The 12,991-nt window shown below is 43.9% G+C and carries 15 protein-coding genes; 1 reads left to right on the top strand and 14 read right to left on the bottom strand.

Going from position 1 to position 12,991, the window contains the following annotated elements; translation table 11 throughout:
• Window positions 1-4: 4 nt before the first annotated feature.
• The 9 genes from LKX84_RS15050 to LKX84_RS15020 all read right to left on the bottom strand — a co-directional run bounded on the left by LKX84_RS15050 (window position 5) and on the right by LKX84_RS15020 (window position 8,692).
• The gene (locus tag LKX84_RS15050; RefSeq protein WP_228238017.1) at window positions 5-1,093 is read right to left on the bottom strand and encodes an efflux RND transporter periplasmic adaptor subunit; all 1,089 of its coding nucleotides are present in this window, start codon (window positions 1,091-1,093) and stop codon (window positions 5-7) included.
• Window positions 1,094-1,100: 7 nt separating this feature from the next.
• Window positions 1,101-2,405 (bottom strand): TolC family protein, encoded by a 1,305-nt coding sequence (locus tag LKX84_RS15045; protein WP_228238015.1) that lies wholly within the window; start codon window positions 2,403-2,405, stop codon window positions 1,101-1,103.
• Between the two features lie 155 nt (window positions 2,406-2,560).
• Window positions 2,561-2,695 (bottom strand): hypothetical protein, encoded by a 135-nt coding sequence (locus LKX84_RS17965; RefSeq protein WP_262696584.1) that lies wholly within the window; start codon window positions 2,693-2,695, stop codon window positions 2,561-2,563.
• Between the two features lie 7 nt (window positions 2,696-2,702).
• Window positions 2,703-4,160 (bottom strand): NAD(P)/FAD-dependent oxidoreductase, encoded by a 1,458-nt coding sequence (locus LKX84_RS15040; RefSeq protein WP_228238013.1) that lies wholly within the window; start codon window positions 4,158-4,160, stop codon window positions 2,703-2,705.
• 117 nt (window positions 4,161-4,277) lie between these two features.
• Complete coding sequence (gene cydB, locus LKX84_RS15035; RefSeq protein ID WP_228238009.1) at window positions 4,278-5,315, bottom strand: cytochrome d ubiquinol oxidase subunit II; 1,038 nt, start codon at window positions 5,313-5,315, stop codon at window positions 4,278-4,280.
• A gap of 5 nt (window positions 5,316-5,320) precedes the next feature.
• The gene (locus tag LKX84_RS15030; RefSeq protein WP_228238008.1) at window positions 5,321-6,694 is read right to left on the bottom strand and encodes a cytochrome ubiquinol oxidase subunit I; all 1,374 of its coding nucleotides are present in this window, start codon (window positions 6,692-6,694) and stop codon (window positions 5,321-5,323) included.
• A 127-nt stretch (window positions 6,695-6,821) separates the two neighbouring features.
• A complete protein-coding gene (locus tag LKX84_RS17960) occupies window positions 6,822-6,950 on the bottom strand; it encodes a hypothetical protein (protein ID WP_262909160.1) in 129 nt (42 codons plus the stop codon).
• Between the two features lie 93 nt (window positions 6,951-7,043).
• Window positions 7,044-8,306, bottom strand: a complete 1,263-nt coding sequence (locus LKX84_RS15025) for an FAD/NAD(P)-binding oxidoreductase (protein ID WP_228238007.1) — start codon at window positions 8,304-8,306, stop codon at window positions 7,044-7,046.
• 179 nt (window positions 8,307-8,485) lie between these two features.
• Complete coding sequence (locus LKX84_RS15020; RefSeq protein WP_228238006.1) at window positions 8,486-8,692, bottom strand: DUF2892 domain-containing protein; 207 nt, start codon at window positions 8,690-8,692, stop codon at window positions 8,486-8,488.
• Window positions 8,693-8,939: 247 nt separating this feature from the next.
• Here LKX84_RS15020 and LKX84_RS15015 point away from each other — a divergent pair, with 247 nt between their 5' ends.
• Window positions 8,940-9,818 (top strand): sterol desaturase family protein, encoded by an 879-nt coding sequence (locus tag LKX84_RS15015; RefSeq protein ID WP_228238004.1) that lies wholly within the window; start codon window positions 8,940-8,942, stop codon window positions 9,816-9,818.
• A 7-nt stretch (window positions 9,819-9,825) separates the two neighbouring features.
• Here the strand turns inward: LKX84_RS15015 and LKX84_RS15010 are convergent, their stop codons facing one another.
• The 5 genes from LKX84_RS15010 to LKX84_RS14990 all read right to left on the bottom strand — a co-directional run bounded on the left by LKX84_RS15010 (window position 9,826) and on the right by LKX84_RS14990 (window position 12,970).
• Window positions 9,826-10,464: a DUF3365 domain-containing protein gene (locus LKX84_RS15010; protein WP_228238001.1), complete on the bottom strand. Its 639-nt coding sequence runs from the start codon at window positions 10,462-10,464 to the stop codon at window positions 9,826-9,828.
• Window positions 10,461-10,730, bottom strand: a complete 270-nt coding sequence (locus LKX84_RS15005) for a heavy-metal-associated domain-containing protein (RefSeq protein ID WP_228237994.1) — start codon at window positions 10,728-10,730, stop codon at window positions 10,461-10,463. Before LKX84_RS15005 ends, LKX84_RS15010 begins: the two co-directional genes overlap by 4 nt.
• A gap of 11 nt (window positions 10,731-10,741) precedes the next feature.
• On the bottom strand, window positions 10,742-11,086 hold the full coding sequence (locus LKX84_RS15000) for a rhodanese-like domain-containing protein (RefSeq protein ID WP_228237993.1): 345 nt from the start codon (window positions 11,084-11,086) through the stop codon (window positions 10,742-10,744).
• A gap of 85 nt (window positions 11,087-11,171) precedes the next feature.
• Window positions 11,172-11,552 (bottom strand): rhodanese-like domain-containing protein, encoded by a 381-nt coding sequence (locus LKX84_RS14995; RefSeq protein WP_228237992.1) that lies wholly within the window; start codon window positions 11,550-11,552, stop codon window positions 11,172-11,174.
• A gap of 8 nt (window positions 11,553-11,560) precedes the next feature.
• A complete protein-coding gene (locus LKX84_RS14990; protein WP_228237991.1) occupies window positions 11,561-12,970 on the bottom strand; it encodes an MBL fold metallo-hydrolase in 1,410 nt (469 codons plus the stop codon).
• Between the last annotated feature and the right edge of the window lie 21 nt (window positions 12,971-12,991).

Genomic DNA, 12,991 nt, shown 5'->3' with positions numbered 1-12,991 from the left:
TAGGTTATTGAATGGTTACTTTAGCTCCATTGTACAGCTTGCCTTCGGCAGAAACAATGTATGTTTCCCCTTGAGAAAGACCCGACAATACTTCCACCTCATCTCCGTAGGTCTCGCCCAAACGCAACCAACGCAATAGGGCCACATTGTCTTGCCCCAAAGTATAGATGCCGCTCAACTGGCCTTTTTGGATCAAGGCTTTGGACGGAACCGTAACAATGGTTTTCTCATTTTTCACTTTGTCCGTCTCCAGCCTTACGGTTGCATACATACCTGACAAAATTTTGGCATCCGTTTTATCCAATTGTACTTTCATCAAATACTGCCCGCCTGTGTTTTGGGCAGAGGCACTTAATTCAGTCACTTTTCCTGTAACGATGGTATCCAAGGCTTTAACTTGAATCAAAGCTTTGGTTCCCACTTGGATCCCAGTGATGTTGTTCTCGGCCACTTTGGCCACTACTTCAAAACCTCCTGGAGATTCCACGGAAACCAACGGCACCCCTGGGTTGGCCATATCACCTTCGTCTATGTAGGTATTGGTCACCACTCCACTGAATGGGGCGCGAATGTTGGCGTAGGCAAATTGGGAATTGACCTCGTTCTTCATTTGGTTGGCTGATTCCAATCGTGCCTTGGCCATTTCGTAACGGGCGGTCATATCATCCAATTCCTTTTGGGAGGCACTGTTTTCGTTGAAGAGATTCTGGAACCTTTCGTAATCCTTTTTGGCATTGTTGAAAGCTACCATAGCCTCGGCAATGGAGGCTTCCACCTGCGCTTTTTTGGCACGTAGATCCACATTATTGATGGAGATTAACAAATCTCCCTTGTTCACTTTTTGGCCAATTTTCACTGGCAAAGATTCCACGTAGCCCATCATTCGGGTACTGAGTGTGGCGTTGTTCAAGGCGGTTATCTGTCCGCTTCCGGCCAAAATGGTGTTACTGTCACCTGTTTCCACTTCGGCAACGGTCACGGGAACTGCCGGTCCACCATCCTTTTTCTGCTCCTTGTCACTTCCGCAACTTGCAAGGGTAATCCCCAATGCAAGGGCGATAAAGGCATTTTTATATATCGTAGTGTTTTTCATATCGCAATTATTCTTTGGTTAAAAATGTTAGTAGGGATTGTGCTTGGTTATATTCGAAAATGGTTTGGTAGTAGGCCAATTGCTTTTCGGCGTACATGGCCTCTGCCATCAATAGATCGGTTGTTTTTTCCAAGCCTTCCTTAAATCGGTTTGTACGTATTCTCAAGGATTCTTCGGATTGGTCCATAGCCAATTTTGAGGTCTGGAGCCTGTTGCGCGCATCTTCGACCATCCTTCTGGTGCGTTGTAGCTCCATAGAACTTTTGGCAACGTACTGTTCGTATTCTTGTTTCGCTTTCTCATAATTTGTTTTGCTCTTGCCCACTTTTGCAAAGCGTTGGGCTCCTTTAAAAACATCCCAGCTTAAACTTGCCCCGATGATATATCCCTTGGCATCAGTACGGAAAATTTGGTCATCGTACATTTCATAACTGGCAAAGGCATTCAACCGTGGCAAAAAGGTCATGTTCTCTGCCCTCATGTTGGCCTTGTACGCTTCGGAAACCAAGTCCATGGCCCTTACATCGGCACGATTTTCCAATGTTGCCTCGGCAGATCCTCCTAAATCATTGGGCATCAATTCTTCGGTAGGTTCATACACCACGTTGCCTTGTTCGTTCATTAAAAAAGCCAAATAATCGGATGCATTTTTTACGTTGCTTTTGGCCGAGTTCAGTTGGTTCTCTACTTCGGTGACCCTAACTTTCACTTCCAGCAGATCTGCTTTCTGTAGCAATCCCTGATTGAAGCTGTTCTGGGCCGTGTTCAGGTTCGCATTAGCCGCTTCGAAGGCTTTTTCCAATACCTGTACCGCCCTGTGGGCCAATTGCAATTGTCCAAAGGCCTTTTGCGCCTCAAAATCCAAATAATCCCTTGTGCGTAGTGCCTGAAGATCTTTCGCCTCCATAGTGGTTTTAGCCGCTTTGCGTTGATAGAAACCATCCATATTGATGAGTGGTTGCTCCACTGCAATCTTGGTGGCGAAGTTTTCTATTTGATCGGGATCATTCAATAGGGCAGGGTTAAAATCTGCCTGGGTCAATATCTCTTGGTTGAGTTTTGAGCCAAAGGCCATCAAAGGATTGGTGGTCGTTATCCCGGTATGGGAAACCGATACCTGAGGCAAAAAAATAGAACTTGAAAATTGGTAATCGTATTTGGCCATCTTGGCTTCCTGTTCGGATACCTTGATGCTGGCATTGGACTCCTGAACCCTTGCCAAGACATCTTCCATGGAAATCTTCACATGGTCTTGGGCCCACAGGGTTCCCTGTATACCAATGAGTGTGATTGCTATAAGTATTCGCTTCATATGCTATTTTAATTTGGGTCAAAATTAGATGCGTAAAAAGACACACACAGTAACCTGTGTTACTAAGAAATTTGGGAATGAAAAAACCCCAATACGAAGAAGTCCCCACAAAGGAAATCCGTATTGAGGTTTTGTACAATGATGAATGTCAGGGTTTAAGCCTTTCGGGTACCCCCGTGTCCCCCGGCTACGATCACCAACACTTTTAAGCTCAAAAAAATGAATTTAAAAAACTGGACGATGGGGTTCATCATCATAAATCGCTTGTATTTTGATATGCGTCGTGTCATGATTTTTCTATTCAGGAATTAACCACCAAAAAGGTTTCATTTTTGCTTTGTAGATGAAGGCATAGTGCAATGCCAATTTTAGCCAGTGTCCGGCCAAACCGATAGAACCAAAGGTTTTACCCAGTTTTCTACCATGGGTATCCGGATATTTTTTGAAATCGGGCACAATGGGATAAGTTGTGATGCTGATGCCACTACCCTTGGTCATTCCAAACCCGGCCGAAGCGATACAGGCAGCTCCCATGTTACCCATTGAGCCCTTATGATGCAATTCGTGGTTCGGGTTTTTGATCATCTCAATAATATTATCGGCCACTAATTTTGCCGTAATGCCCGAAGGCATTCCCGTACGTGGTGGAGCTGGGGTGATGTCCGTTCCGTTTTTGCTCTTTCTCGGTTTTGAAATGCCATGGGGAGGTGCAAAGGCTATCCCCGGTGCAAAAATATTGGCGTACGATGGGTTTTGATAGGTTTCCGGCCAGTCCTGAACCGTCCATTCCTCGTAAGGTTTGGGCGTGTAGTCGGCATCAACGATCATAAACCCTTTAAAGAGTTTTTCCGTAATATCACCCCCATTCTTGTCATAGGCCTTAAATCCATGACCCGAGAATGAGGGTATCAACATGGCGAAATCATAGCTTTCCTGCTTGTATTCGCCATCAAGGGTTTCATAATGAGCCAACCCATCTTCCACTTTGTTGACCCCGGCTCCCAAAATCCAATGGATTCCCCGGTCTTCAAAGACCATCTCCACCATTTCGTTGGATTTCATGATATTGCTTCCGTAGCTCAACAGCATTCCGTCCATCCCAAAATCCCCTAGTTGGTATTCGTTGGAAATCCAGGTGATTTCGGCCATATCCCTTACCTTGTGTCTTCTAAGCTCTTGCTCCACATTCAAAATGTATTCAAAAGCGGCACCTTGGCAGGTGGCCTTGGCATGACCTGTACCGATCAGAATCTTGACCTTTTTGCCCTGCTTCATTTGTTTGATGACCTCTTCCAGGGCCACCCAAGCTTCTTGGGCGTGGGTATAGGTGCAAACGGAATGTGCCTTGTTCTTACCTGGTGAAAGTCCCTCGGTCCCTTCAAAATTGAGTTTTGGACCCGTTGCATTGATCAGATAGTCATAGGTGACCTTCTCTTGCTTTCCCTTCTCGTCCCCTGTCACATATTCTGCCAAGACGTAGGGTTTCTGCTCATCATTATCTCCTTCGGGATAAAAACTGATGGCTTTGGCCTGTTTATAATCGATATGTTTTTTGGCGTACAGGGGGGCCAATGGAAATATGAGATCCCTGGGTTTCATCCTACCGATCCCAACCCATATATTGGATGGGATCCACTGGTAGTTACTATTGGGTGAAACCACCACCACTTCATGCTCTTTTGGGAGCTTTCTTCTGAGATGCGAAGCGGCCACATGACCCGCTATTCCGGCTCCCAGAACAACAATTTTTGCCATTTTTATATCATTTTCACCAAAATTAACTTTAGGGTTTCAGATATAAAGTGACTTAGGTCACATAGAAAAAAGGTACCTAATGAGTTGCCTTTCAATTGTATAAACCTATATAAACAACTAATAACTGGTCTCGTCCAACTTGACCTTGCCCCAGAATGTTTTGTACACAAATATGGTATAGAACAGTACCAAAGGGGTACCGATGGCCACAATTGTCAACATAATCTGTAACGATTTGGTAGAGGAAGCGGCATTGTATATGTCGATATGAAACTTAGGGTCTATGGTAGAACGAAGGAGCACGGGATACAATTCAACCGCCACCAAAACCAACAAAAAGGCAATGGTCAATGATGAAAACAAAAAAGCCCACTTGTATTTTCTTTTCTCCGCCAAACGGGGCACATTGGCTATACTCAAAAAGGTCAAGAGTGGGATCACAAAAAGCGATGGATTACTCTTAAAATCGTCCGAAAGGTGGGGAATGTAGATCAACGTATATAGGGTGGTAATGGAAAAACTCACCATAAAAAAGATCATTCCCCTTTTTAATAGTCTCGTCAGTTTGGCAAATAATCTGCCTTCCGTCTTCAACAGTAGAAAAATAGCTCCATGTGCCATAAAAAGTGATAAGGTGGTAAATCCGGTCATCAAGGCGTATGGATTCAAAAATTCAAAAAGGACACCGCCTTTATATTGATAATCCTCCCCTATCGGGATGCCTTGCAACACATTTCCGAGTACAACCCCAAGCAAAAAGGCCAGCATGATACTGGAAATGCTGTAACAGATATCCCAAAGCCTTCTCCACCACAACATGGGTTCCTTCCCCCTAAATTCTATGGAAATGGCCCTAAAGATGATGAAGAGCAAAAACAGCATAAAGGGGATATAGAGTGATGAGAACAATGTGGCGTACATCAATGGGAAACCTGCAAACAAGGCTCCGCCCCCAATCACCAACCATACCTCGTTACCATCCCATACAGGCCCCACTGCATTCAAGGCAATCCTTCGGCTGTGTTCTTTCTTTAGAAAGAGGTGCCAAGCACCTGCCCCAAAGTCGAACCCATCCAAGATGGCATATCCTGAGAACAAACCGCCAACGACCAAAAACCACCATGTGGGATAATCCAATCCTAAAAATGTTTCCATATTGTTTAGTTAATCATGTGAGTCAATGTTCCTCCAAAAGGTGTTTCGTCGCTTTCCGCTTCTTCGTATGGCCCGTGTTTGATCTTTTTGTGCAATAGATAGATGAACAAGGTGAACAACAAGGCGTATATCAAAAAGAATAGAATCAACGAAAACATGATCTGATTGTCAGAAACAGCCTGTGAAAAGGCTTCGTCGGTTCTTAAAAGACCATAGACCACCCATGGCTGCCTTCCCATTTCTGCGGCAAACCAACCCACCTGATTTGCTATCTGAGGTAGGAATACCGCAAATACAAATATCCAGAGCAACCATTTCTTTTGAAAGAGCTTGCCCCTCCATAATAAAAAACTGGCGAACAAGGTCAGGAAGATCAGAGTCATTCCTATGGCTACCATAATATGATAAAATTGGAATACGGCGTTCACTTGTGATGGGCGTTCATCCTCGGGAAAGGCATTGAGTCCGGTTACTGGGGTTTCAAAATTGTAGTCCAATAGAAAAGAAAGTCCTCCAGGTATCTTGATTCCCGATACTTCTTGGCTTTCTTGGTCCACCCAACCCATGATGTACATATCCGCTGGGGCCGATTCCTCATAATGTCCTTCCAATGCAGCCAATTTTGCAGGCTGATTTTTAGCCACCCCATCTGCGGATTGATGTCCTGTGAACAATTGTCCCAATGAAAATATGGTCGCTACGATCAGCGCAATCTTAAAGGCCTTTCTTGAAATTTCAATGTACTTGCCCTTGACCATGTAATAGGCATGGACACTCATGACCAAAAAAGCTCCGGCCAAAAAGGCTCCCAGCCAAACGTGGGTCAATCTATCCACACTGGAAGGATTGAACACCATGGCCCAGAAATCTGTAATCTCTGCCCGGGCTTCCATCCCTTCTCCCACAATGTGAAACCCAGCCGGGGTCTGTTGCCAACTATTGGCCACCACAATCCAAATGGCTGAGAACATCGACCCTAAAAATACTCCGATGGTGGAAACCAAATGGACCCAAGGCTTGACCCGGTTCCACCCGAAAAGCAATATGCCCAAAAATCCACTTTCGAGAGCGAAGGCAAAAATACCTTCGGCCGCGAGTGCACTTCCAAAAACATCGCCCACATACCGGGAATACACGGCCCAGTTGGTCCCGAACTCAAACTCCATGACTATACCTGTCACCACACCGATACCAAAAGTAAGTGCAAAAATCTTGGTCCAGAATCGGGCCAGTTTATGGTAGATTTCCTTTTTGGTCCTGATGTAGATACTTTCAAAAATGACCAACAACAGACCTAGGCCAATACTTAAAGGGGGGTAGATGTAATGAAACGCAACTGTGAAGGCAAATTGAATACGGGCGAGTATTTCCGTTTCCATGGATATGATTTTGAAATCAAAAATAACCCCGAAAATTATCTTATTAGGTTACCCATGTTACAAAAAACAAAGTTTTAACATGACGATTTGGGTCGTCATGTTAAAACCGTAAACATATCAATTTCAATTATTTTTTTCCGCTGTTCATCATGGCAAAGACCGCAACTACCAAAACAACGACCACCAAGGCGAACAAGCCAATCATCCAGATGCCGTTCTCCCAAGATACTAGGGGGATATTCATGAGTGTTTTCACAATGTATTGGTTTTAATTGGAACCAAATTTAAGTTCCATACGGCCTACAGAACATGATAATTCTCATGTTGATGCATCCGTAATCCTTTGATGCTAAACATTTTTACCCTTCAGCATTTTGTTCCAATACAGGTTGGGCAGGCCGTATTTCTTCAACATCCAAAGCCTCCAATGCTCCTTGGCACTATTAAAAACAAGCATCCGCTTTAGTTTGGGGTCGGGGATAAAATTGTTGTTATAATCAAACTCGGCCAAGGTCATTTTTCCATAACCGGTCACTAAGGGGCAAGAGGAATAACCGTTGTAGGATTTGTTATCGGCAGATTTGTGCTCCATCAATTTTAGGATATTGTCCACCACAACAGGAACCTGTTTTCTAACCGCAGCTCCTGTTTTGGCTGTGGGAAGTGCCGCCACATCACCCAAACCGAAAATGTTCCCGAACTTGTTGTGCTGCATGGAATGGTGGTCCACATCCAACCAGCCGGATGCATTGGCCAGAACAGAGTCCCTTACAAATTTTGGGGCCGCCTGTGGAGGGGCCAAGTGCAACATATCAAATGGGACTTGAATGTCCACATCACCGATCATTATTTCACCCAAATCATTGTCTTCGTTTATTATACAACGATTCTCTTCCGGGGCAGTATGGCTAAAGTGTACAATCTTGTTTTCAACATCGATCTCCTTTGGAGCATAAAACGGCTTAAAATGGATGCCATACCGATCAATGACCTTCATTAGGGTTTCCCTTATTTCCTTTACCCCAAAAATTACCGATCCCGGGGTGGCAAAAATCACATTGGTTTTATTCTTTAACCCATTCTTCCCAAAATAATCAGCAGCCAAATAGGCAATCTTTTGCGGTGCACCACCACATTTGATAGGGGTTGTAGGTTGGGTAAACAGGGCATTCCCCTTTTTAAAATTGCGTATGGTTTCCCAAGTGAATTCTGGATCGATGTAATTGCTGCAAGCGACGCCTTTTTCAAATGCCTCGGGAAGCCCCTTGATCATACTGGGTTCCATGACCAATCCAGGAGCGACCACTAAAAAATCATAGGTGATATCGCCACTACTTTCAGTGGTAATCGTATTCTGTTCAGGTTGAAAAGCTTTGGCCTTGTCTTTTATCCAGTCCACGCCACTGGGCATAACATCGGCCATGGGCCTGGCGGTCTTCTTAAAATCATAGGCTCCTGCTCCAACCAAGGTCCAAGCAGGTTGATAGTAATGTGTTTCGGAGGGCTCGATGATGGCTATATCCAGCTTTTGGTTCTTCCTCAATAATTGGGCTGCCGTCATGATTCCTGCGGTACCTCCCCCAATGATCAATATTTGATAATGTGATTTCATTTTTGTCTGTTCTGTTAATTTTTATCGTAAAATATTGAGGAAAGTCATAAAAAAATGTAACTAAAGTTACATAATCCTTAAAAAGAGGGTTTTATAAATTGAAATCTATCATTTTTTTACCCATAAAAAAAGCCGCTCTTTAAAAAGAACGGCTCTTTTTTATCAACCAACCAAAAAACCTAGTTTTTGACCTTGCAAGTGTTGATCCCAAAAAGGGTGTACAAGGGACAAAAACTAACAAAACTCGTTAAGACAAAGATTGCCGCAAATGCTAGCAACACATATGCCAATGTTCCTGTTATCACATTAAAATAGTACAATGCTCCAACTACCAGTGCTAGGATGATTCGGATAACGCGGTCTGCACCGCCCATGTTTTTTTTCATAATGCTTAGTTTATGATACCCATACAAGTTACCAAAAAATCACGTCATTTTTCACTTCTCATTTTTTGGTAATCAGAACATTGGGTCAAAATTAGTGAACCATGCCAAACCATATAGTAACCTGTGTTACATAGGCTGTATTATTTTTGCAGTATATTTAAGTTAGGCACTTTAAAGTGCTTTTAAGCTTAAACTTACAATAACTGGTAAGGCTCGGGTCGTGTTCCACGACATATTGATCAAGAATATGCAAGATTATATAAACGCTTTTGTAAATGGTTTGATGGGTACCTTAAATTGGACCTGGAAGTCCATTTTGTTTGAGGTGCCTTGGTACACCAATTATTTTTGGGGGTTGATTGCCATTTCCCTTTTGGTTTGGGGGTTGGAAATTTTGTTCCCATGGCGAAAGGAACAATCCATCATCCGGAAGGATTTTTGGCTGGATGGGTTCTACATGTTCTTTAATTTCTTCATTTTCGCTATTGTCATCAACGGGGTCTACAAAATGCTTGGCGTTTTGTTCGGCGATATGGGCGTCACATCCAAAACCTTGGCCATTGTAGATATTGCGCATTGGCCACAGTGGGTGCAGCTAGTTGTGTTTTTTATCATTTTGGATTTTGTACAATGGTTCACCCATGTGCTTTTGCACAAATACCCCAAGCTTTGGGAATTTCATAAAGTGCACCACAGTGTGAAGGAAATGGGCTTTGCCGCCCATTTGCGCTATCATTGGATGGAAAACATCCTTTACAAACCTTTAAAGACTTTGGGGGTGATGGTCCTAGGCGGATTTGAGCCCGAGCAGGCCTATATTGTTCATTTTGCCGCTATTGCCATAGGGCATTTTAATCATTCCAACATTAAATTGACATATGGCCCCTTGAAATATGTATTGAACAATCCGGTAATGCACCTGTATCATCACGCCTATACCATTCCAGAAGGTTCGTACGGTGTAAATTTCGGGATCAGTCTGAGTATTTGGGATTATATCTTCAAAACAAACTATATCCCGGAAGACAGTGGTAAAATTGAACTGGGTTTCCCTGGGGATGAAAAACTGCCAAAAGGATTCTGGGGGCAATTGGTGTACGGTTTTAAGAAACCTTCAAAACCGTGATCAAGGTTTAATTGGAATCGTTTGGGGCATCAAAAACAATGCTCCAAATACCCCTGACTTCATTCACGTCATAGCCAGTGGCTTTGTCATCGGGATATAATCGGGACAAATGCTGAACTACATCGGCCTGAATGCTTTTGCCCGGAATTCCATGGCAATTCAAACACATACTGTTGGTAACAATGGGATAATAGAAATGAACTTTTCCGTTGACCTCTTTTAGGATGGGTTCCAGGGTAACCCCAGCGGCTACATCCTTTTTAAAAGTTTCAATATATGCCAGCTCCGATGCATTGGCAGCATTATCAGGGTTACGGGGTTTGTCCGACACCCTTTTAATCCTCGCATTGAAATTCATGGACATACTATCCGTCAATGGATAGGCCCTTTCATTGCAGAATACCACAGCCTCCTCCACCCCTTTGTTCTGAATGGTTCCCATAAGGTTCTTGCCCAACACTTTCTGGGTTTCCTGGGCGAACTTCATCCCCATTTCCTTTGGGGTTTGTGTGGTTGCACCCACTTCCATTTCCGTTGGGGACTTTGCCTCGGGTTGCAATATGTTGGTTTCAGAAGTCTTGGGTCCCTGTTTACAGGAAAGCACCAATAGTAACACCAACAAAGGAAGGCCCACCTGTTTCATCATAGTCCCAATTTGCCATTGGCACAACTTACAAAAGATTTGGCCTTTAAGAACATTCCGTTCTCATCATCAAGGGTTGGGTACCCCAATTGTCTCAAGGTGTCTTTAACCAAGGAAGCGTCATCGGCGCTTTGATGTTCAAAGCTAACCGATGAGCGTTCCTTCTCCACAATCACCTCTTTTATACCGTTCATTTCCGACAGTTTGTTGGAAATGGTTCTTGCACATCCACCACATTTAAGGTTCTGTACGTGAAATATTGTTTTCATCCCAACTTGAATTAATAGGTCCAGGTCCTGTATCCTCCACGGAGGTCATATACTTCTTGGAATCCCATGTCTGCCAACATCCTTGCCGCTTTTTGACTGCGATTCCCGGATTGGCAATAAATATATAGGGGTTTATCTTTTTTCAATTTGGAAAAAGCGGACTGAAAGGCAGAGCCCTGAAAAAAGTCGATATTGCTTGCTCCTTTGATGTGGCCAGCCATAAACTCTCCCCGGGTCCTAACATCTACCAATTGTACCTTTCCTTTGGAAATGGCCATTTTGTAATCTTCACGGTCCAATATCTGTACCTGTTCCGGCAGTGTTTGTCCCTTGAACAAAAAGCTGAGTAATGACATACTTTATTCTATTTAAGGGCTAAAATACCGTGAATGCCAAACGTGGTCAGTAACGCTGGTTACATAAGGAAGAAATTGCAAAAAATTAGGGTTTTCTCCAGTCGTCGTAGCCTCCGGAGTAGTCATAGATTTTGGTAAAACCCTTACTGCGAAGGATTTTGGCAGCATAGGCACTGCGTGACCCGATCATACAATACACATAAACAGGTTGCTCTTTGTCCATGGTCTCGATCTGTTTTAAAAAGGCTACCCTATTGCTCAGGTCAAAATTGATGGCGTCATCAATATGCCCTGCATTGTATTCTTCAGGAGTGCGCACATCCACAAGTTGCACATCCTTTCCAATGACTTCCGCCTTTATGGTCTCCTTGTCTACCCTGGTGATGGTTGCATCTTGTTGGGACTGACACGAAACCACAGTGGCGAAAATCACTGAATACAATGTTAGTTTAAACCAATGGCGCATGGTTTTTCTTATTTTAAGGTCGATGGACAAACGTAATCCGTTACAGGCACCCCTGCTTTTTTGATTTCGGCAAATCCACCGGATACATCCACTAAGTTATGAATTCCCCTGCTTTTAAGAATGGAAGATGCGATCATACTGCGATAGCCCCCGGCACAGTGAATGTAAAAAGTTTCTTCACTTGGGAATTCGGCCAAGTGATCGTTCAAATAATCCAAGGGGGTCAAGTTGGCATCTACCACATGTTCTGCCTTGTATTCGGATTCCTTCCTAACATCAAAAACAGGAACGCCTTTATCCACCATAATCTTGAATTGCTCGGCATTTACATTGGGTACCGTATCATATTCCTTTCCTGCCGCTTTCCAAGCTTCGATTCCACCTTTTAAATAACCTAGGGTATGATCAAAACCAACCCTAGAAAGTCGGGTTACGGTTTCCTGTTCCTTACCTTCTGGAACCACCAAAAGAATGGGCTGTTCCACATCGGCGATCAAGGCTCCCACCCAAGGCGCAAAGCTTCCATCCAAACCAATGAAGATAGATCTTGGCACATGACCCTTTGCAAAATCATCTTGGTGGCGTACATCCAATACCACAGCTCCTGTTTCATTGGCAGCCACTTCAAAGGCATCCGGGCTCAAACCGTGCGTACCTCTTTTCAAAATGGTATCTATATCCTCATACCCTTCCTTGTTCATTTTCACGTTCAAAGGGAAATATTGAGGCGGAGGCAACAAGCCTTCGGTAACCTCGGCGATAAATTCGTCCTTGGTCATATCTGCCCGAAGGGCATAGTTCATTTTCTTTTGATTGCCCAAGGTATCAACGGTCTCTTTCATCATGTTCTTTCCGCAAGCGGAACCGGCACCGTGTGCAGGATAAACGATCAAATCATCGGCCAAGGGCATGATCTTATTGCGAAGGCTCTCATACAATGTACCTGCCAATTCCTCTTGGGTCATATGTGCCGCTTTTTGGGCCAAATCGGGTCTTCCTACATCGCCAAGAAACAAGGTATCGCCACTAAAGATGGCATAGTCCTTTCCGTTCTCATCTTTAAGCAAAAAGGTAGAGCTCTCCATGGTATGGCCCGGGGTATGCAATACCTTGATAGTCAACTTACCCAATTGGAACTCTTGTCCGTCGGTGGCAATAATGGCATCAAAAGAGGGTTTGGCCGTTGGGCCATAAATGATTGCCGCACCGGTTTCCTTGGCAAGCGTAACGTGCCCGCTTACAAAATCGGCATGGAAGTGGGTCTCAAAAATATATTTGATTTTCGCGCCACCCTCAGCAGCTTTTTTAATATAGGGCTTTACTTCCCTCAACGGATCCACAATAGCCGCTTCTCCTTCACTTTCTATATAATAAGCCCCTTGGGCCAAGCATCCTGTATAAATCTGTTCAATCTTCATGTGATATGGTTTTTATCAAAT

Source organism: Allomuricauda sp. M10 (genome assembly GCF_020782875.1).
Lineage (GTDB): Bacteria > Bacteroidota > Bacteroidia > Flavobacteriales > Flavobacteriaceae > Flagellimonas.
This window is presented reverse-complemented; position numbering and strand designations above follow the sequence as displayed.